The 20,485-nt window shown below is 62.7% G+C and carries 18 protein-coding genes; 4 read left to right on the forward strand and 14 right to left on the reverse strand.

Annotated features, from left to right (window positions below; translation table 11 throughout):
• Positions 1–14: 14 nt before the first annotated feature.
• The 6 genes from LU682_RS27910 to LU682_RS27935 all read right to left on the reverse strand — a co-directional run bounded on the left by LU682_RS27910 (position 15) and on the right by LU682_RS27935 (position 8,643).
• On the reverse strand, positions 15–1,040 hold the full coding sequence (locus LU682_RS27910; protein ID WP_010955671.1) for a putative 2-aminoethylphosphonate ABC transporter substrate-binding protein: 1,026 nt from the start codon (positions 1,038–1,040) through the stop codon (positions 15–17).
• Between the two features lie 18 nt (positions 1,041–1,058).
• Positions 1,059–2,783, reverse strand: a complete 1,725-nt coding sequence (locus LU682_RS27915) for a putative 2-aminoethylphosphonate ABC transporter permease subunit (protein ID WP_010955672.1) — start codon at positions 2,781–2,783, stop codon at positions 1,059–1,061.
• A gap of 1 nt (position 2,784) precedes the next feature.
• A complete protein-coding gene (locus LU682_RS27920) occupies positions 2,785–3,843 on the reverse strand; it encodes a putative 2-aminoethylphosphonate ABC transporter ATP-binding protein (RefSeq protein ID WP_232914927.1) in 1,059 nt (352 codons plus the stop codon).
• 396 nt (positions 3,844–4,239) lie between these two features.
• Positions 4,240–5,298, reverse strand: a complete 1,059-nt coding sequence (locus tag LU682_RS27925; protein ID WP_010951689.1) for an IS110-like element ISPpu11 family transposase — start codon at positions 5,296–5,298, stop codon at positions 4,240–4,242.
• A gap of 213 nt (positions 5,299–5,511) precedes the next feature.
• Positions 5,512–6,381, reverse strand: coding sequence for a LysR family transcriptional regulator (locus LU682_RS27930; protein WP_010955674.1), 870 nt, complete (start codon positions 6,379–6,381; stop codon positions 5,512–5,514).
• Positions 6,382–6,390: 9 nt separating this feature from the next.
• On the reverse strand, positions 6,391–8,643 hold the full coding sequence (locus LU682_RS27935; protein WP_010955675.1) for a heavy metal translocating P-type ATPase: 2,253 nt from the start codon (positions 8,641–8,643) through the stop codon (positions 6,391–6,393).
• An 83-nt stretch (positions 8,644–8,726) separates the two neighbouring features.
• Here LU682_RS27935 and cadR point away from each other — a divergent pair, with 83 nt between their 5' ends.
• Positions 8,727–9,170: a cadmium resistance transcriptional regulator CadR gene (cadR, locus tag LU682_RS27940; protein WP_010955676.1), complete on the forward strand. Its 444-nt coding sequence runs from the start codon at positions 8,727–8,729 to the stop codon at positions 9,168–9,170.
• Between the two features lie 56 nt (positions 9,171–9,226).
• On the opposite strand, the gene LU682_RS27945 is transcribed toward cadR, so the two are convergent.
• Genes LU682_RS27945 through LU682_RS27955 form a run of 3 tightly spaced genes read right to left on the reverse strand, consistent with a single transcriptional unit; the run spans position 9,227 to position 11,855 of the window.
• Positions 9,227–10,198, reverse strand: coding sequence for a thymidylate synthase (locus LU682_RS27945; protein ID WP_010955677.1), 972 nt, complete (start codon positions 10,196–10,198; stop codon positions 9,227–9,229).
• 51 nt (positions 10,199–10,249) lie between these two features.
• On the reverse strand, positions 10,250–11,056 hold the full coding sequence (gene lgt / locus LU682_RS27950) for a prolipoprotein diacylglyceryl transferase (RefSeq protein WP_010955678.1): 807 nt from the start codon (positions 11,054–11,056) through the stop codon (positions 10,250–10,252).
• 16 nt (positions 11,057–11,072) lie between these two features.
• Positions 11,073–11,855, reverse strand: a complete 783-nt coding sequence (locus LU682_RS27955; RefSeq protein WP_003249024.1) for a sulfite exporter TauE/SafE family protein — start codon at positions 11,853–11,855, stop codon at positions 11,073–11,075.
• 130 nt (positions 11,856–11,985) lie between these two features.
• Between LU682_RS27955 and LU682_RS27960 the strand changes: the two genes are divergently transcribed.
• A complete protein-coding gene (locus LU682_RS27960; RefSeq protein ID WP_060489062.1) occupies positions 11,986–12,732 on the forward strand; it encodes an NRDE family protein in 747 nt (248 codons plus the stop codon).
• 133 nt (positions 12,733–12,865) lie between these two features.
• Here the strand turns inward: LU682_RS27960 and ptsP are convergent, their stop codons facing one another.
• Positions 12,866–15,145, reverse strand: coding sequence for a phosphoenolpyruvate--protein phosphotransferase (gene ptsP, locus LU682_RS27965; RefSeq protein ID WP_003249020.1), 2,280 nt, complete (start codon positions 15,143–15,145; stop codon positions 12,866–12,868).
• Positions 15,146–15,167: 22 nt separating this feature from the next.
• Positions 15,168–15,647 (reverse strand): RNA pyrophosphohydrolase, encoded by a 480-nt coding sequence (locus tag LU682_RS27970; RefSeq protein ID WP_003249017.1) that lies wholly within the window; start codon positions 15,645–15,647, stop codon positions 15,168–15,170.
• Between the two features lie 141 nt (positions 15,648–15,788).
• Between LU682_RS27970 and LU682_RS27975 the strand changes: the two genes are divergently transcribed.
• Positions 15,789–16,445 (forward strand): histidinol-phosphatase, encoded by a 657-nt coding sequence (locus LU682_RS27975; protein ID WP_010955680.1) that lies wholly within the window; start codon positions 15,789–15,791, stop codon positions 16,443–16,445.
• A 130-nt stretch (positions 16,446–16,575) separates the two neighbouring features.
• Here the strand turns inward: LU682_RS27975 and LU682_RS27980 are convergent, their stop codons facing one another.
• Together LU682_RS27980 and ilvA are read right to left on the reverse strand one after the other, a co-directional pair.
• Positions 16,576–17,001 carry a DUF2269 domain-containing protein gene (locus LU682_RS27980; protein ID WP_010955681.1) on the reverse strand — a complete coding sequence of 142 codons (426 nt, stop codon included), beginning with the start codon at positions 16,999–17,001 and terminating at the stop codon, positions 16,576–16,578.
• Between the two features lie 147 nt (positions 17,002–17,148).
• Positions 17,149–18,663, reverse strand: a complete 1,515-nt coding sequence (gene ilvA / locus LU682_RS27985) for a threonine ammonia-lyase, biosynthetic (RefSeq protein ID WP_010955682.1) — start codon at positions 18,661–18,663, stop codon at positions 17,149–17,151.
• Between the two features lie 133 nt (positions 18,664–18,796).
• On the opposite strand from ilvA, the gene rpiA reads away from it, so the two are divergent.
• Entirely contained in the window at positions 18,797–19,471 is a 675-nt protein-coding gene (gene rpiA, locus LU682_RS27990) for a ribose-5-phosphate isomerase RpiA (protein ID WP_003249004.1), read from the forward strand.
• Between the two features lie 104 nt (positions 19,472–19,575).
• Here the strand turns inward: rpiA and LU682_RS27995 are convergent, their stop codons facing one another.
• The gene (locus tag LU682_RS27995) at positions 19,576–20,478 is read right to left on the reverse strand and encodes an SdiA-regulated domain-containing protein (RefSeq protein WP_010955683.1); all 903 of its coding nucleotides are present in this window, start codon (positions 20,476–20,478) and stop codon (positions 19,576–19,578) included.
• Positions 20,479–20,485: the final 7 nt, after the last annotated feature.

Here is a 20,485-nt window from a genome sequence, read left to right on the forward strand (position 1 = left end):
GCAATAGTGAAGCGTTACTGCTGGGCCACCTTCTCCGACTTGCCGTCATAGCGCTTGCGCCATTCGGCCAGAATCTGGTCACGGTTTTTAGAAGCCCAGACAAAGTCGTTCTTGATCAACCGCTGCTCATAATCCGCCGGTAGCTCGGTCTGCGGCTTGGCGATGCCCGGCGCGGCCAGTACGGCGAAGTTTTCCTTGTACAGTTCCATGGCCGCCGGGCTGGCCGAGAAATCGGCTAGGCGCTTGGCCACATCGGCCTTGGGCGAGCCTTTGATCACTGCGGTTGCCTCGATCTCCCAGCCCAAACCCTCCTTTGGCAGCACGATGTCCAACGGCGCGCCTTGGCGCTTGAGCTGAACGGCCGGGTATTCGAACGAAATACCGATCGGGAACTCGCCCGCCGCCGCCAGCTTGCACGGTTTGGAGCCGGAATGAACGTACTGGCCAATGTTCTGGTGCAGCGCATCCATGTAGGCCCAGCCCTGCGGCTCGCCAAAGGTCTGCAACCACGCACTGACATCCAGGAAGCCGGTGCCGGACGAGGCCGGGTTGGGCATGACGATCTTGCCTTTGTACTCAGGCTTGGTCAGGTCCTGCCAGCTCACCGGTTTGCTCAGACCCTGTTTCTCGGCCTCGATGGTGTTGAAGCAAATGGTGGCGGCCCACACGTCCATGCCGACCCAGGCTGGCGGGTTGGCGGCGTCGCGATAATTGCCGGAGATCTTGCCCAGGTCCTTTGGCGCATAGGCTTCGAGCATGCCGTTCTGGTCGAGGATGGCCAGGCTCGATGCCGCCAGCCCCCACACAGCGTCAGCTTGCGGGCGCTCTTTCTCCGCCAGCAGCTTGGCGGTGATGATACCGGTGGAATCACGCACCCACTTGATCTCGATATCCGGGTTGGCTTTCTCGAAGGCCTGCTTGTAGGTTTTCAGTTGCTCGGCTTCCAGGGCGGTGTAGACCGTCAGTTGGGTATCGGCGGCCGAAGCCTGCAGGCTGAACACGGCGGAAACGGCAACGGCAAGTGCAAGGTGCTTGTGCATGGGTAGGTTCCTTACAGGTCAGACGGTCGCGGCGCGTTGGCGCCAGGCTTGGGAGCGGCGCAGCAGGCCGCGCGAGGCTGCAGCCAGCAACAGTGAGGCGCCGGCACTGGTCAGCAGGATCAAGGTGGACATGGCGGCGGCACCGCCAACGTTGCCGGCATCGTCCATGTTCAGCACGGCAATGGCAGCCAGGAGGGTGTCGGGGCTGTACAGAAAGATCGCTGCCGACACAGTGGTCATCGCCGATACGAACAGGTAGCGGATGATGTCCAGCAGCGCCGGCAGGCAAATCGGCACGGTCACGCGCAGGAAGTGCTTGTACAACGGCGCTTTCAGCGACAGCGCGGCGGCCTCGAACTCGCCGTCGAGCTGGCGCAGGGCGGTGGTCGCGGTCATCTGCGCGGTGGTCAGGTAATGGGCAATGGTGCACACCACCAGCAACCCCATGCCGCCGTACAGCACATGCAGCGGGTTGCCGTTCAGGTTGAAGAAGAATACGTAGCCCAGGCCCAGTACCAGGCCCGGCACGGCCATGGGGATGAAGCTGAGCAGGCGCAGCGCATGGTTGAGCAGGCGTTGGCCCTGGGTCTTCTCCATCAGGTAGGCACCAGTGAAGATCACGATGCTGCCGATCAGCGCGGTGCCAATGGCCATGGTCACGCTATTGCGGTAGGCCAGCCAGCCGCCACCGGCAGTGTCTTCGAACATGTAGTGGCGCAGCGACAACGACAGGTTGTAGGGCCAGAAAGTGACCAGCGAGGAGTACACCGCCATACCGATCACCACCAGCAACGCCGCGCACACCAGCAGCACAATGGTCAGGAAGCAGGCATCGCGGCCGCGTGATGGCTTGGGTTCGAACACCTGGGCACGGCCACCCATGGCCTCGCCCTGGCGTCTACGCAGCCAGGCGTCGACGGTAAAGCTGAACAGGGCCGGCAACAGCAGCACCATGCCGATCAGCGCGCCACGGCCGAACTGTTGCTGGCCCACCACCGCCTTGTAGGCTTCCAGCGCCAGCACTTGGTAGTCGCCCCCCACCACGACCGGTACACCGAAGTCTGTGATAGTCAGCGTGAATACCAGGCAAAACGCCGCGAATACCGCCTGGCGCGAGGCCGGCCAGGTGATGCTGGTGAACGCACGCCACGAGCCTGCCCCCATGCTGGAGGCCGCATCGAACAGGCGAGCATCGGCCAGTGACAGTGCCGACAGCAGAATCATCAGCGCATGCGGGAAGGTATAGATGGCCTCGCCCAGCACGATGCCCCAGAAGCCGTAGATATTGTCGCTGAGCAACCCACGCAGCAGGCCCTGGTTGCCAAACAGGTAGACCAGGGCGATGGCCGGCAGCATCGACGGTGCCAGCAATGGCAGCAGCGAAATCCCCCGCCACAGGCCCTTGGCCGGGATCAACGTGCGTTGCAGGGCAAAGGCGAACAAATAGGCCAGCGGTACCACAATGGCCGCGACGGTGAAGGCCACCGACAGGCTGTTGCCAAGCAGCCAGTGGAAACTGGCGCTGGTGAACAGTTCACGGGCCGCCAGCAAACCACCGCCCTGGCCCGCTTCACCGCTGAAACCACGCCAGAAGATCGCCAGCAACGGCATCAGCACGGCCAGCACCAACAGGATCAGCAGCAGACTCTTGCCGCCGACGACGAACAGCCGGTCACCCAGGGCGATGCCAGCACGCGGCGCGGCTTTGGCCTGGCTCAACGGCAGGGACATTGGCGCGGCCATCTCAGGCAAACACCTGCAGGCTCTGCGGCGGCAACGCCACCCAGATGTCCTGCGAGCCCAGGCGCGGCATGGCCTCAGGGGCCAGCTCGGCCAGCAGGGCATGGCCTGGCAGGGCCTTGAGTTCAAAGCTCATGCGGCAGCGGTTACCGAGGAAGGTGATTTCGCGGACCATGGCCGGGAACAGATTTTCTTCGTGCACCACCGGGTTGACCGTGATCGCTTCCGGGCGGCAGAACAGCCGGCCACTGCTGGCCTGGGCTGAACCCGGCGCCAGGCGCATGTTCATGTCGCCGACCAGGGCATGGCTGTCGCTGCTGCGCTGGAACGGCAGCCAGTTGCCCTGGCCGACGAACTCGGCCACGAACGGCGTGGCCGGGTGGTCATAGATTTCCTGCGGGGTGGCGTACTGCTCGACCTGGCCGTTGTTCATCACCACGATGCGGTCGGCCATCAACATGGCCTCGTCCTGGTTGTGGGTAACCATCAACGTGGTGATGCCCAGTTGGCGCTGCAGCTGACGCAGTTCGGTGCACAAGTGCTCGCGCACCCGGGCGTCCAGCGCCGACATCGGCTCATCGAGCAGCAGCAGCGATGGCGACGGTGCCAGCGCGCGGGCCAGGGCCACACGTTGCTGCTGGCCACCGGAGAGCTGGCCTGGGTACTTCTTCTCGCTGCCAGACAGGCCTACCAGTTCGAGCATTTCGGCAACCCGCTGGCGGGCCTGCTCGCGACCACTGCCCGTCAGGCCATAGGCGATATTGGCTTCGACGGTAAGGTTGGGAAACAGCGCGTAGGACTGGAACAGGATGCCGTAGTCCCGCGCCTGGGGGGACAGATCGGAGATATCGCGTTCGCCGATGTACAGCGTACCGCGATCCTGGCGCTCCAGGCCGGCAATGCAACGCAGCAGCGTGGTCTTGCCACAGCCGGATGGGCCGAGCAGGCACACCAGTTCGCCCGCGGCGATGTCCAGAGAGACATCGTTGAGCGCCGTAAAGGCACCGAAGCGCTTGTGGATGTTGCGCACTTTAATCTGTGCGCCGGGGGTGGTGTGGTTCATGGCATGGCCTCATCGAAGAGATGGGGCCATGCTAGGCAGGCTGTGCGAAGGTTCTGTGGCTTTAAGGCAAAAGCCGGTGATAGTGGTATAGGTAGATTTAGTAGTGGCCTGTACCGGCCTCTTCGCGGGTAAACCCGCTCCTATGTATGGACTCGCCCACACTGTCTAGCTGCTTTTTTGAACATAGGAACCCGGTTGCATCTATGTATCAGGCCTATTCGAGGAAGCTTTTTGCTTCTGGCCAACATCGTGGTGAGCTCGCAGTGTGCCGTTTACATTGAGGCCACTATCAGGCCTGTAGGAGCGGAGGCATCGGTCTGCGACGGTCTTACCTAGGGTCAATGTTCACTAGCAGGGGTTGGAGCGCCTAGCGCCCCGGTGGCATTACCCGGTTGGTCAGAGGCTCATAGCCGCCTCCGGTTTTTCGTTCGGTTTGCGTTGGTAAACCTGATCGCTCTGTAACAGGGCCCAGATAATCCGCAGATTTCGATTAGCCAGCCTGATCGCCGCCTCCTTGCGCCCAAGGCGGGATAGCCAGCGCAAGAGGCGGCGATCATCTGGCTGATCGGAATCAGGCCTTAGCTGGCTCAAGACGGAATGCGCGCCCTGGATCATCAGGCTGCGTATGTAGCCGTCACCGCGCTTGCTCATCTTGCCCAATCTGATTTTGTTTCCGCTGCTGTGCTGATCGGGCACGATACCGAAGAAGGCGGAATACATTCGGCCACTGGCGAAGCGGCTGGGGTCGGTCTGTTTCGCCACGATCGCCGTGGCAATGATAGGGCCGACGCCGCGAATGGTGATCAGCCGCTGAGCGACTTTATCCTCTTGGGCGGTCGCTTCGAGCCGGCGGCTCAGCGCCGTTATGCGTTCACCTAGAGACAACCAGTCCATCAGCAACTCATCGAGCAACTCGCGCAACAGGTCGGGTAGAGGCAAGGAAGCATCCTCAAGCGCCTGAGGCACATGCTTATTGATCGCGGCATCGCCCTGGGGCATGGATACGCCATGCTCAAGTAGCAAACCACGGATCTGATTACCCAGCGCGGTATGTCGCTTGATGTTACCGCGCCGGATACGGTGCAGCGCTTGAATAGCCAGTGCTGTGGTGCTCTTGATCGGTATCGAAGCGATGCTCGTATCGCGACCGGCACGCAAAATGGCATAGCAGTCGTTACGATCGTTCTTTGCACCGCTGCGATGTTCGGCGACACGTTGCGCCGGCAGGATGCGAACCGGATTACCTTTGGCCTGCAGCAGCCTGGCCCAGGCTTGCGCACCTGGACCGCACTCCATCAAGACGGCCACGGTCGTTGGCAGCCTGAGCAGGAAATCGTGGAACGCTTGGCGGGATTTGATGCGATCTTCGTAGATCACCCGACCAGTAGCGTCCTCGCCTGCTAATTGGAAGACCTGTTTGGCCAGGTCTACGCAGATGGTTGTGCAAAGCTCCACATCAGTGGAAGACAGGGAATCGTGTTTCGAACTATGCTTTTTCATGGTCTCGCCCTCGCTGCCGTTGGCTTCTTCGAACACCACCGTGGCACTGTGATGCCTCGGCGGGGGCGAGTCCATCGATTACAACGGAATGCGTGTTCGCAGAAATGCAGGCATGCATGTACGCAGAAATGCAGGAGCGGGTCTACCCGCGAACAAGCCAACACGAATCTAGAACTGCGAACCGGCCACTTCCTGCGCCACCCCCAGGAATGCCGCCGGCAACCGGGCCTGGCGCCGCTCCTTCAGGCAATACAGGTACTCATGCATCACCGGCGCATTTTCCAGCGCCAGCACCCGGAGTTCGGGATTGTGCGGCACCTCATGGCGGGCAATCACGCTGATGCCGATATTGCGCAGCACCGCTTCGCGGATCGACTCGCGGCTGCCGATTTCCATCATGGCGCTGGCCTTGACCCCAGCCTCCTGCATCATCTGCTCGGTCAGCTTGCGTGTGGTCGAGCCCTTCTCCCGCATCAGCAGGCAATGCCCCGACACCACCTCGATCGACACCGTCTGGCGATGGGCCAGCGGATGGTTGCGGTGCACCGCCACCACCAAAGGGTCAGTGCCCAGTATCCGCCGCACCAACCGTGCGTCCTCCACCCATTGCGACGACGCGGCAATGTCCACCCGGTAATCCTCGAGCATTTCCAGCACCTGCTGCGAGTTGCCGATCTCCACCGCCACTTCAACCTGCGGCAGGCGTTCGCGATAGATCTTGACCAGGTCGAGAATGTAGTAAGGCGCAGTGGCAGCAATGCGCAGGCTGCCCTGGGCCTGGCCACTGTTGCGCAGCTCGAACTCGATGTCGGCTTCCTGCTGCAGCAGCGCCTTGACCATCGGCAGCAGGCGTAAGCCCTCCTCGCTCAACACCAGGCGCCGCCCGCCGCGGTAGAACAGCTCCACGGCGTACTGGCCTTCCAGGCTGCGGATCTGCGTGGTCACCGTGGGCTGGCTGAGGCCAAGCTTCTTCGCCGCCTGGGTGATGCTGCCCAGACGGGCCACCATGTAGAAGGCCTTCAGCTCGGAACTCAGCATGTACGTCCTCTATTTGCGCAAAAGGCGCAAGCCGTTGAACACCACCAGCAAGCTCACGCCCATATCAGCGAACACCGCCATCCACATCGTGGCCATGCCGGCGAAGGTGATCGCCAGAAATATCGCCTTGATGCCCAACGCCAGCACGATGTTCTGCATGAGGATCGCCGCACTTTGGCGCGACAGCCTGACGAAGGCCGGGATTTTGCGCAAGTCATCGTCCATCAGCGCCACATCGGCCGTCTCGATGGCGGTGTCGGTGCCGGCAGCAGCCATGGCAAAACCGATTTCGGCGCGGGCCAGCGCCGGGGCGTCGTTGATGCCGTCACCGACCATGCCCACCCGATGGCCTTGTGCGTACAACGCCTCAATGGTTTTCAGCTTGTCGGCCGGCAACAGGTTGCCCTCGGCGCGGTCGATTCCCACCACGGCAGCAATGGCCTGCGCAGTATGCGGATTGTCACCGGTCAGCATGACAGTCTTGATACCCAGCTGATGCAATTCGGCGATCGCCTGACGGCTGCTGTCCTTGACCGTGTCGGCCACGGCGAACAGTGCCAGTGGCCCGGAGCGGTCAAGCAGCAGGACCACGGTCTTGCCCTGGCGCTCCAGCGCATCCAGTTGGGCCTCCAGCGCTGGCGAACACAGCCCCAGCTCCTCGACCAGGCGGTGGTTGCCCAAGTGGTAGACCTCACCGGCAATGACGCCACGCACGCCACGCCCGGCCAGCGCAACGAAGTCACTGACCTCGCTCAAGGCCAGGCCTTGCTGCTTGCCGAACTCGGCAATGGCGCGGGACACCGGGTGGTCCGAACGCTCGCCCAGGCTGGCCGCCAAGGCTTGCGCACGGTCTTCGAACAGCGGCGCCAGCACCTTGGCGTCGGTCTGCACCGGCTTGCCATGGGTGATGGTGCCGGTCTTGTCCAGGGCCAGGAAATCAAGGTGGCGGCCACCCTCCAGGTACACGCCACCCTTGATCAGGATGCCTTTGCGCGCGGCGGCGGCCAGGCCACTGACGATGGTCACCGGGGTCGAGATCACCAGCGCGCACGGGCAGGCCACCACCAGCAGCACCAAGGCGCGGTAAACCCAGTCGAACCAGGCGCCAGCCAGGAACAGCGGTGGTATCAGCGCCACGGCCAAGGCGATGGCGAACACCACCGGGGTGTAGATGCGCGAAAAACGGTCGACAAAGCGCTGGGTAGGCGCCCGCGCGCCTTGCGCTTCCTCCACCGCCTTGATGATCCGCGCCAGGGTCGACTGCCCGGCAGCGGCGGTGACGCGAAACTCCAGCGCCCCCGCCTGGTTGATGGTGCCAGCGAACAGCTTGTCACCCACCCCCTTCTCCACAGGCAGGCTTTCACCGGTAATCGGCGCCTGATCGACGCTGGATTGCCCGCGGGTCACTTCACCGTCCAGTCCGATGCGCTCACCGGGGCGCACCCGCACCAGTGCGCCGATGGCCACCTCACGCACGTCCAGCTCGCGCCACTGGCCATCGGCCTGCTGCACCGTGGCCATGTCCGGGGTCAGCTGCATCAACCCGCCAATGGCATTGCGCGCACGGTCCAGCGAGCGCGCTTCGATCAGTTCGGCAACGGTGAACAGCACCATCACCATAGCCGCTTCCGGCCACTGGCCGATCAATACGGCCCCCGTCACGGCGATACTCATCAGCGCATTGATGTTGAGGTTCCGGTTTTTCAGGGCAATCCAGCCCTTCTTGTAGGTACCCAGGCCGCAACCGAGGATCGCGGCAAGCGCCAGCCCCGCCACCACCCACTCAGGGGCCAGTGCAGCAAAGTGCACGATTTCGGCGGCGATCGCGGCGACGCCCGACAATGCCAGTGGCCACCAGTGGGCCTTGGCCGGTTGTGGCACGCTGGCACTGCCGTCGTCCTGGGCCGCTATCGGCTCGGCCTTCATGCCCAGGCTGTCGATCGCCCGCTCGATATCGGCGGTGCCGTCCAGGGTGTGGCGCACGCCAAGCACGCGGTTGATCAGGTTGAATTCCAGCTGTTCGATACCGGCCAGCTTGCTCAGTTTGTCCTGGATCAGGGTCTGCTCGGTGGGGCAGTCCATGGCCTCGATGCGGAAACGACTGAGTTGTGCCTGGGCACTGGCCGTTTCGCTCAGTTGCACCAGCGGCGGCGCGGCTTTGGCGCCGCAGCAGCTGTGGCCGTGGGCAGCATGGCCATGGTCGTCATCACCATGAGCGTGATCGTGCGGATGCTTGTGTTCGTGGCTGACAGGCTGGTTCATGGGGTCATCCTTAAATTGAGCCTGTTGCCAAGTGAACACCCTGTAGCCACTATAGGGTCAAGCCACTTGCTGGAGATTTCGTGATGAAGATCGGAGAACTGGCCAAAGCCACCGACTGCGCGGTGGAAACCATCCGCTACTACGAGCGTGAAAACCTGCTGCCAGAGCCGGCGCGCAGCGAGGGCAACTACCGGTTGTACACCCAGGCCCATGTGGAGCGGCTGACCTTCATCCGCAACTGCCGCACGCTGGACATGACCCTGGACGAAATTCGCAGCCTGCTACGCCTGCGCGACAGCCCCGACGACGCGTGCGGCAGCGTCAATGCGCTGATCGACGAGCATATCGAGCATGTTCAGGCGCGGATCGATGGCTTGGTGGCATTGCAGGAGCAGCTGGTGGAGCTGCGGCGGCGCTGCAACGCGCAGGGGAGTGAATGCGCGATCTTGCAGCAACTGGAGACAAACGGGGCGGTATCGGTACCGGATACCGAACATTCCCATGTGGGGCGGAGTCACGGGCATTGAGCCAAAAGCTTCGCGGGTGAACCCGCGAAGAGGTCAGTTCTAACAATAGAGATCTATCAGACCGCCATCGGCGCTGTCATCGGCGCATGGTGCTCATAGCCTTCCAGCCAGAAATCACTCGGCTCAATCTTCTCCAGCCACTCCGGCTCATACTTGCCAGTTTCGGCAAATGCCGGAACACGGTCGCTGATCACCAGCTTCGGCGCTTCCAACGGCTCGCGCTTGAGCTGCTCGTTCAGCATGTCCAGGTGGTTTTCATACACATGGGCATCGCCGATGAAGTAGGTGAACCAGCGCGGTGTATAGCCGGTCAGGCGGCCGAACAGCGACAGCAGCGCCGCGCCTTCGGTGAGGTTGAACGGCGTGCCCAGCCCCAGGTCGTTGGAGCGGATGTAGAGGGTCAGGGAAATTTCCCTGGTCTCGACATTCGGGTGGAACTGGTACAGCAAGTGACACGGTGGCAGTGCCATTTCGTCCAGTTGCGCGCAGTTCCAGCCGTGGAACAGGATGCGGCGGCTACCCGGGTCGTTGGCGATGGTGTCCAGGCACTGGCGTACCTGGTCGATCGCCTTGTACAGGATGACGAACGCGACGCCGTCCTCTTCGTCCTGGGCAATGCGGCGGAAACCGGCTTGCTCGGCCATTTCGATGGCCGCCGGGTTGCTCAGCGGGATGCGCTTGTAGCCCGGCCACTGGCGCCATTGCACACCATAGATCTCGCCCAGGTCGTCATGGCCCTGACGGAACGGGTTGGCCAGCCACTGGGCGTTTTCGTTGGCGTTCTGGTCCCAGACCTTGCAGCCCAGCTCGCGGAACTCACCGGCGTTTTTCACCCCACGCAGGAAACCGACCATTTCACCGATCGCCGACTTGAACGCCAGCTTGCGCGTGGTAATGGCCGGAAAGCCCTTCTGCAGGTCGAAACGCAGCATCGCGCCCGGCAGGCTGATGGTGCGGATGCCGGTGCGGTTTCCCTGCAACGTGCCGTTATCAATGACGTCGCGGACCAGGTCCAGATACTGTTTCATGGCTTACCTGTAGCAAAAACGGCAGGGGGATCGCCCCTGCCGTGGGATTAATCAGGCGGGTTTCGCCGTAGGCTTGCGATTATAAGCCCACCAGATCAAGACGAGGCCACCGACTATCATCGGAATGCACAGCAACTGGCCTTGAGTGAGCCAGCCGAACGCGATGTAACCGAGTTGTGCATCCGGCACCCGGACAAACTCCACGGCGAAGCGGAAGATGCCATAGCACAACGAGAACATTCCCGACACCGCCATGGTCGGCCGTGGCTTGCGCGAGAACAGCCACAGGATGACGAACAGCGCCACGCCCTCAAGGGCGAACTGGTAGAGCTGCGATGGGTGGCGCGGCAACTGGGCCGGGTCGCTGAACGGCGGGAAGATCATCGCCCATGGGACGTCGGTGGGTTTGCCCCACAGTTCGGCGTTGATGAAGTTGCCGATACGCCCGGCCCCCAGGCCAATCGGCACCAGCGGGGCGACGAAGTCCATCAGCTCGAAGAACGACTTGTTGTTGCGCTTGCCGAACCACAAGGCCGCCAGCATCACGCCGATGAAGCCACCGTGGAACGACATACCGCCTTTCCATACCTCGAAGATCAGCGTCGGGTTGGCCAGGTAGGCGTGCAGGTCGTAGAACAGCACATAGCCCAGGCGCCCGCCGACAATCACCCCCATCGACAGCCAGAACACCAGGTCGGACAGCTTCTCGCGGTTCCAGGTGGGGTCGAAGCGGTTCAGCCGGCGTGAGGCCAGCAGCCAGGCACCGCCGATGCCGATCAGGTACATCAGGCCGTACCAATGGATTTTCAGCGGCCCGATGGCCAAGGCCACGGGGTCTATCTGCGGGTAAGGCAGCATGGAACTTCCTCTCGATTCAAATCAAAAAGCTGAGGCCAACACAGAACAACAGGGCTGCGAACAGGCGTTTCAACAAACGGGGCGACAGCTTGTGCGCCAGGCGCGCGCCGAAGCGGGCGAAGAACATGCTGGTCACGGCAATGCCGACCAGCGCCGGCAGGTACACGTAACCCAGGCTGTGGGGCGGCAGGTGCTCCTCGTGCCAACCCAGCAGCATGAAGCTCAGGGCACTGGCCACAGCAATCGGCAGGCCACAGGCCGATGACGTGGCCACTGCCTGCTGCATGGGCAGGCTACGCCAGGTGAGGAACGGCACCGTCAGCGAACCACCGCCAATGCCGAAAATGGCCGAGGCCCAGCCAATCACGCCACCTGCACCGATCAGCCCAGGTTTGCCGGGGACGCCACGGCTGGCCTTGGGTTTGAGGTCAAGGGCCATCTGCGCGGCGATGACCAGGGCGAACACACCGATGATCTTTTGCAGCAGTGGCCCCTGGATCAGCGAAGCGGTCTTGGCACCGACACCGGCCCCCAGGAGGATGCCGATGGTCATCCAGATGAAGATCGGCCATTGCACCGCGCGCTTGCGGTGGTGCTCCCGCACGGCGTTAATCGAAGTGAAGACGATGGTGGCCAAAGACGTGCCGACGGCCAGGTGAGTCAGCACCGAAGCGTCGAAACCCTGCAGGGTAAAGCTGAACACCAGCACCGGCACGATGATGATGCCGCCGCCCACGCCGAACAGCCCGGCCAGCACACCGGCACAGGCGCCCAACAACAGATAGAGCACGAATTCCATTCGGCGTCCCCTAGAAATCAATCCGGCATGGTAACGGAAGCCGGGCTCGGGGCTCTAGTGAACTCTGTGTCAGGATGGATCCGCATCGTTCCTGTGGGTACAGTGACCAAAAAACACAGAGGCCCAACCTATGTGCCTGATCGTATTTGCCTGGCGGCCGGGGCACGCCCTGCCGCTGATCGTGGCGGCCAACCGCGACGAATTCTATGCCCGCCCCACTCAGCCCCTGGCGGCCTGGGAGGATGCACCTGGGGTGCATGCCGGGCGCGACCTGGAGGCAGGCGGTACCTGGCTGGGCGTAGGCCCACAGGGGCGCTTTGCCGCGCTGACCAACATCCGCGACCCGGGCCAGGCGCAGGGGCCTCGCTCGCGGGGTGAGCTGGTGGCAGCGTTTCTGCAGGGCGAGCTAGGAGTCGAGGCTTACCTGGACCAGGTGGCCAGCCGTAGCGGGCAGTACTCGGGGTTCAATTTGCTGGTGGGTGATGGGCAGCGACTGGGTTATCTGCATGCCCGTGAGGCCACGCCGCGCCTGCTGAAGGCTGGGGTTTATGGGCTTTCGAACGCCGGGCTGGATACACCGTGGCCGAAGCTGGTGAAGGCACGTGACGGGCTGGAAAACCTGCTGGACACGCCGGAGCCGCACAGGCTGCTGGCTTTACTCGCGGATAACGAGCCCGCGGCTGATGGTGACCTACCCGAAACAGGCGTGGGGTTGGCGACCGAGAAGTTGCTGTCGAGCGTCTTCATCGCCAGCCAGAATTACGGGACCCGGGCGAGCACAGTGCTGATTGTGGATGATCAGGGGCAAAGGCGGCTGGTTGAGCGCAGTTTCGGGCCTTTTGGCGGGCATTTGGGGGAAATTGAGTTGTTGGTCTGAGTATTTGATGTTGTCTGTTCGGGCCTCTTCGCGGGTGAACCCGCTCCTACAACGGCCTGGGTCCAACCCCAGATGTGTGTACGTGGTAGGAGCGGGTTCACCCGCGAAGAGGCCGGCACAAACAGCATCACCCTCACAGGGTTTTATTAGCCCCAGGCCCAATCATCCGCGCCAACCCAAGGTTCTTCAGGGCCAGTTGCAGCGAGCTGTGGATAACCTGCGGGTTGTCATGGCTCAAGGCCTCGGCCAGCAGTTCCTTGGCCTTGCCCATATTGATCTGGCGCAGCATCCACTTCACCTTCGGCAGGTTGGTGGCGTTCATCGACAGGCTGTCGAAGCCCATGGCCATCAACAGGACCGCCGCCGCCGGGTCACCGGCCATCTCGCCGCAGATGCTCACCGGCTTGCCTTCGCCATGGGCGTCGCGCACCACCGTGTTCAGCGCCTGCAGTACCGCCGGGTGCAGGTAATCGTACAGGTCGGCGACCCGCGGGTTGTTGCGGTCCACCGCCAGCAGGTACTGGGTCAGGTCGTTGGAGCCTACCGACAGGAAGTCCACCTGCCGCGCCAATTCCTTGGTCTGGTACACAGCCGCTGGAATTTCCACCATCACACCCACTGGTGGCATCGGTACATCGGTACCTTCGTCACGCACTTCACCCCAGGCGCGGTGGATCAGGTGCAGCGCCTCTTCCAGCTCGTGAATGCCGGAAATCATCGGCAGCAGGATGCGCAGGTTGTTCAGGCCCTCGCTGGCCTTGAGCATGGCGCGGGTCTGTACCAGGAAGATTTCCGGGTGGTCGAGGGTGACGCGGATGCCGCGCCAGCCAAGGAACGGGTTTTCTTCCTTGATGGGGAAGTACGACAGTGCCTTGTCGCCACCGATGTCGAGGGTACGCATGGTCACCGGCAGCGGGTGGAAGGCCGCCAGTTGCTCACGGTAGATGGCCAGCTGCTCTTTCTCACTGGGGAAGCGCTGGTTGATCATGAACGGCACTTCAGTGCGGTACAGGCCTACCCCTTCGGCGCCGCGCTGCTGGGCACGGGCCACGTCAGCGAGCAGGCCGGTGTTGACCCACAGGGGCATGCGATGGCCGTCGGGGGTGACGCACGGAAGTTCGCGCAGTGCATCCAGCCCTTGGGCCAGCTGGCGTTCCTCCTCGACCACTTCGCTGTACTGCTTGCGCAGCACTTCGCTGGGGTTGGTGAACACCTCGCCCTTGTAGCCGTCGACGATCAGTTCAATACCGTCGACCTTGGAGTATGGCAGGTCGACCAGGCCCATCACCGTGGGGATGCCCATGGCCCGCGCGAGGATGGCGACATGGGAGTTGCCCGAGCCGAGTACCGAGACCAGGCCGACCAGCTTGCCTTCCGGCACTTCACCGAGCATGGCCGGTGTCAGTTCCTCACTGACCAGGATGGTGTTGTCGGCATACACCAGCGACTGCGAGCGCGCTTCCTGCAGGTAGGCCAAAAGGCGGCGCCCCAGGTCCTTGACGTCGGAGGCACGCTCACGCAGGTAGTCGTCGTCCATCAGCTCAAAGCGGTTGACGTGCTCACCAACCACCTGGCGCAGGGCGCCCTGGGCCCATTGGCCGGTCTTGATGACCTCGGTCACCTCACCGCCCAGGGCTGCGTCTTCAAGCATCATCAGATAGACGTCGAACAGCGCACGCTCTTCCGGGCGCAGCTGGGTGGCCAGTTTGGCCGACAGCTTGCGCATGTCGTCGCGCACACCTTCCAGGGCGTTCTGGAACAGCTTGAGTTCGGCGTCGATGTCATCGACGGTCTTGTCCGGGACCACTTCCAGGTCGGCCGGCGGCAACATCACCACCGCACGCCCCACCGCGGCACCAGGCGAACCCGGCACACCCACGAAGCGCGCTTCCTGAATACCTTTGCCCTGACGGCCCAGGCCACGGATCGAGCCGGTAGCCTCGGCGTGGGCGATAACCCCGGCAAGCTGGGCGCTCATGGTGACCAGGAAGGCTTCCTCGCCCTCGTCGAACTGACGGCGCTCCTTTTGCTGGATGACCAGTACCCCGACCACACGGCGGTGGTGAATGATCGGCGCACCCAGGAAGGAGGCGAATTTCTCTTCGCCGGTTTCGGCAAAGTAGCGGTAACGCGGGTGGTCGGCGGCGTTTTCCAGGTTCAGCGGCTCTTCCCGGGTACCGACCAGGCCAACCAGGCCTTCGTTGGGGGCCATGCTGACCTTGCCGATGGAGCGCTTGTTCAGGCCTTCGGTAGCCATCAGCACGAAGCGGTTGGTTTCCGGGTCGAGCAGGTAGACCGAGCAGACCTGGCTGCCCATGGCTTCCTTGACGCGCAAGACAATGATCCCCAACGCCGACTTGAGATCTTTGGCGGAGTTTACTTCCTGGACGATCTTGCGCAGCGTATTGAGCATGGCTCGGGGTCGAACTCCGTCGTCAGTCGCGCGTCAACAGACGCGGTGCTAGCTCTTTCAGGGCGCGCCGGTACACCTCGCGCTTGAATGTCACAACCTGGCCCAGCGGATACCAATAGCTCACCCAGCGCCAGCCGTCGAATTCCGGCTTGCCGGTCAGGTCCATCCGCACCCGTTGTTCGTTGCTCACCAGGCGCAGCAGGAACCACTTCTGCTTCTGGCCGATGCACAGCGGCTGGCTGTGGGTACGTACCAATCGCTGGGGTAAACGATAACGCAACCAGCCACGGGTGCAGGCAAGAATTTCTACATCGTCGCGTTCAAGGCCAACTTCTTCGTTCAGCTCGCGGTACAGGGCGTCTTCCGGCGTCTCGTCAGGGTTGATACCACCCTGGGGGAATTGCCAGGCATCCTGGTTGATCCGTCGAGCCCATAGCACCTGCCCGGCATCATTCGTGAGAATGATCCCGACATTGGGGCGAAAACCATCCGGGTCGATCACGGCAGCAACCTCGCAAACGCATGTCAACGCATTGTTCCACAAAGCTTGCGAGCGCAGCAACGCGCCCGCCAAGCTTATGTGCAGCTGCGTGAAAACTCCGTATTCTGCGGGCCTACCCTGTGGCTGATGCGAGTGACCGCGATGCGCCTGGCTTTATTCGACCTGGACAATACCCTCCTCGGTGGCGACAGCGACCATGCCTGGGGTGACTATCTTTGCGAGCGCGGCATTCTCGACCCGGTCGCCTACAAGCAACGCAACGACAGCTTCTACCAGGATTACCTCAATGGCACCCTGGACCTGCAGGCCTACCTGGCCTTTTCCATGGAGATCCTGGCGGCAACACCCATGGCCCGGCTCGACGAGTGGCACCGCGACTTCATGCGCGACTGCATCGAGCCCATCGTCCTGCCCAAGGCCCTGGCCTTGCTGCAGCAGCACCGCGAGGCGGGCGACCAGCTGGTGATCATCACCGCTACCAACCGCTTCGTCACCGCACCGATCGCCCGGCGCCTGGGGGTGCGGGTGTTGCTGGCAACCGAATGCGAGGTGCGCGACGGCCGCTACACCGGGCGTAGTACCGATATACCGTGTTTCCGTGAAGGCAAAGTGACGCGGCTGGAGCGCTGGATGCTGGAGAACGGCTTTGATCTTGAGGACAGCTACTTCTACAGCGACTCGATGAATGACCTGCCGTTGTTGCAGCGGGTGACGCATGCAGTGGCAGTGGACCCGGCCCCGGACCTGCGGGCCGAGGCGGATAAGCGTGGGTGGCCGGTGATCTCGCTGCGGGATTGAGGTTTTCCCGTGCCGGTCTTTTCGCGGGCACGCCCGCTCCCACAGGAATCACCACAGGCCTTGAGGGCTGCGCTGTACCTGTAGGAGCGGGCTCACCCGCGAATAGGCCGGCACAATCAGCACAAGGCTGTCAGACCGGCTTGGCCCCCATCAGCCCGGCAATGGACAGGAAGCAAACCCCACTGAATACCGCCAGCGCCAGGGTAAACCGCAACCCTACCACCTCGGCCTTGCGCAGCCGGTTCAGCCGCACCAGCAGCCACCACACGGCAAACGCGCCAAATGTATAGATGACACTGGATGCCAACACCCAGGTCTGCCCCAGTGGCCAGCCCACCAGGTGTACCAGCCACCAGCCGGTGAACGGCATGCTCACCAGGCACAGGCCCATCACCAACCAGACGAACACCAACGGCCGGCGCAGCAGCTTGGCGTAGGCTTCGGCATCGCCCTGACGGCGAGCGCGCCAGGTCCAGATCGCCAGGCCCAGGGCGCCCAGAAACAGCAGCGCGGTGGCGATGATGTGCAGGGTCTTGAGCGTGGTCAGGTGTTCCATCTCTCGGTCGTCCTTAAACTGGCATTTTGCGGTAGCTTCTTCGCGGGCTTACCCGCTCCTGCCAAGGTATCTCAGGCCTTGAGGCCTGCGCAGTACCTGTGGGAGCGGGCAAGCCCGCGAAAGGGCCATCAGCCCTAGCTTAGCCGCTCAGCCCAGGAACAGTTTGTAGGCCGGGTTTTCGGTCTCGTCCCAGTACGGGTAACCGATCTTGGCCAGCGCTGCCGGCACCAGGTGACGTTCGTCCTCCGGCACCTGCAGCCCCGCCACCACGCGCCCGTCAGCCGCGCCATGGTTGCGGTAGTGGAACATCGAGATGTTCCAGCGCCCGCCCAGCTTGTTGAGGAAGTTGAACAGTGCCCCTGGCCGCTCGGGGAATTCGAAGCGCAGCACCATTTCGTCGCTGGCACCGGCCGAGTGGCCGCCGACCATATGACGAATATGCAGCTTGGCCAATTCGTTGTCGGTCAGATCGGTAACCGGGAAGCCCTGTTCGGTCAGTTGCTGCACCAGCGCCGCGCGCGGGTCGTTTTCCGGGTGGGTCTGCACCCCAACGAAGATATGCGCTTCGTCAGAGGTGTGCTTGCGGTAGTTGAACTCGGTGATCTGACGCTTGCCGATAGCCTCGCAGAAGGCCTTGAAGCTACCCGGGCGCTCAGGGATGGTCACGGCGATGATCGCCTCGCGCTTTTCACCCAGCTCGGCACGTTCGGCCACATGGCGCAGGCGATCGAAATTGACGTTGGCACCGGAGTCGATGGCCACCAAGGTCTGGCCGCTGACGCCGTATAGCTCGACGTACTTCTTGATGCCCGCCACACCCAGCGCGCCAGCAGGCTCGGTGATCGAGCGGGTATCGTCGTAGATATCCTTGATTGCTGCGCAGATTTCATCGGTACTGACAGTGACGACTTCGTCCACATGGTGGCGGCAGATATCGAAGGTGTGCTGGCCAATCTGCGCCACCGCCACGCCATCGGCGAACAGCCCGACCTGCGGCAGCACCACACGCTCACCGGCAGCCATGGCCGCCTGCAGGCAGTTGGAATCGTCCGGCTCGACACCGATTATCTTGATTTCCGGGCGCAGGTACTTCACATAGGCAGCAATGCCGGCGATCAGGCCGCCACCGCCCACCGGCACGAAGATCGCATCCAGCCGGCCAGGGTGCTGGCGCAGGATTTCCATGGCGACGGTGCCCTGCCCGGCGATGGTGTGCGGATCGTCGTAAGGGTGAACGTAGACGAAGCCCTTTTCATCGACCAGTTTCAGCGAATAGGCCAGTGCCTCAGGGAACGAGTCGCCATGCAGCACCACCTTGCCACCGCGCGAGCGCACGCCTTCGACCTTGATCTCCGGAGTGGTCTTGGGCATCACGATGGTGGCCTTGATGCCCATTTCACGCGCGGCCAGGGCCAGGCCTTGGGCGTGGTTGCCGGCAGAGGCGGTCACCACCCCGCGGGCCAGTTCTTCCGGGCTCAGCTGGGCCAGCTTGTTATACGCGCCGCGGATCTTGAACGAGAATACTGGCTGCAGGTCTTCGCGCTTGAGCAGAATCTGGTTGCCCAGGCGCTTGCTCAGCTGCCCGGCGCTCTGCAACGGGGTTTCGACGGCAACGTCATAGACGCGCGAGGTGAGGATCTTCTTGACGTACTGTTCGAGCATCGGGAAAGCATCACTGGGCCGCGGGACGAGGGCTGGGAGTCTACCCCAGCGCTACGTCGGGCGACCACAGCAAAGCCGTGCGAGCCGTTATACTAGGCAACTTTGAAACCGCCCTGCCCCTTCCGGAGCCCGCATGACCCAGGACCAACTCAAACAGGCCGTCGCCCAGGCCGCTGTCGACTTCATTCTGCCCAAGCTGGATGAAAAGAGCGTCGTAGGCGTCGGTACCGGTTCGACCGCCAACTTCTTCATCGATGCCCTGGCTCAGCACAAGACCGCGTTCGACGGCGCAGTCGCCAGCTCCGAAGCCACTGCCCAGCGCCTGAAGGGCCATGGCATCCCGGTCTACGAACTGAACAGCGTAAGCGAGCTTGAGTTTTACGTGGACGGTGCCGACGAGAGCGACGCACACCTGCACCTGATCAAGGGCGGCGGCGCAGCGCTGACCCGCGAAAAGATCGTCGCGGCCGTGGCCAAGACCTTCATCTGCATCGCCGACGGCAGCAAGCTGGTGCCGGTACTGGGGGCCTTCCCGCTGCCGGTCGAAGTGATCCCCATGGCCCGCAGTCACGTGGCGCGTCAGCTGGTGAAGCTGGGTGGCGACCCGGTGTACCGTGAAGGCGTGGTCACCGACAACGGCAACGTGATCCTGGATGTGTACAACCTGCAGATCACCAACCCGGTGGAGCTGGAAGCGCAGATCAACGCCATCGTCGGCGTGGTGACCAACGGCCTGTTCGCGGCGCGGCCGGCGGATCTGCTGCTGCTGGGCACCGCTGAAGGCGTGAAGAGCCTGAAGGCCGAGTAAAACCCTTCGCGGGTAAACCCGCTCCTACAAGGTACCCCACCGGCCTGGAACCGTGGCGATCCCTGTAGGAGCGGGTTTACCCGCGAACAGGCCCTGACAGGCGATCAGTCAGTCGGCTGCTTGAACACATAGAACAGGTTCGGCTCACTGACCAGGTAAATGGTCCCCGCTTCATCCATCGCAATCCCCTCCGCCTGCGGCACCGTCGCCTGCAACCCCTGGAAACCCTTGCGCAACGACAAGGTACTCAGCGGCTGGCCCTGTACATCCAGCTCCAGCACCAACCGCGACTCGTCCGACAATGCCAGCAAATGCCCACTGCGTTCATCGAACTGCAAGCTCGACAAATCCCGCACAAACAACCGTGAATCGCGCTTGCGGTCCTGCACCACATGCACGGCGTAGGGCTTTTCCGGATTGTCATGCGGGAAGCCATGCACCTCATAGATCAGCATCGGGTCACGCTCCTTCGCCACGAACAGGCGCTTGCCCGCCGAATCGTACGCCAGGCCCTCGAAGCCTTTGTTGCCATTGAGGCCAATACCCAACGTCAGCTGTTCGGCATCACCGGCATCGAGAAACATCGTGTCGTCTTCCAGCCGTACGCGAATCAGCCGTTGCTGACGCTCGTCGGTGATCACATAGCTGTTTGGCCCAACGTACTCAACAGCCTCCGGGTCGCCGAAGCCAGTCAGCGGCACACGGCGCAGGATACGGCCATCCAGCGACAGCTCGATCAGCTCCGAACGGGCGTTGGTGACCGTGAAGAGGGTTTTGCGGTCGGGGTCGTAGGTCAGCGCCGAAATGTCATCATCCAGCCCTTCGATCGGTTGCGCCTCCAGCACCACCCGGTAGCGATCCAGGCCAATGCTGCGCTCCACAGGCTGCCACCAGGTCTTGAGATTGAACCAGCCACGCTCGAACAGGCGAAACTCCTGCCCGGCCCAGCCAAGCAGCAGCAGAGCAAGGGCAGCCAGAACAAGGAACAGGCGAACAAAACGACGCATAGGGACA

The sequence above is a fragment of the Pseudomonas alloputida genome, assembly GCF_021283545.2.
Lineage (GTDB): Bacteria > Pseudomonadota > Gammaproteobacteria > Pseudomonadales > Pseudomonadaceae > Aquipseudomonas > Aquipseudomonas alloputida.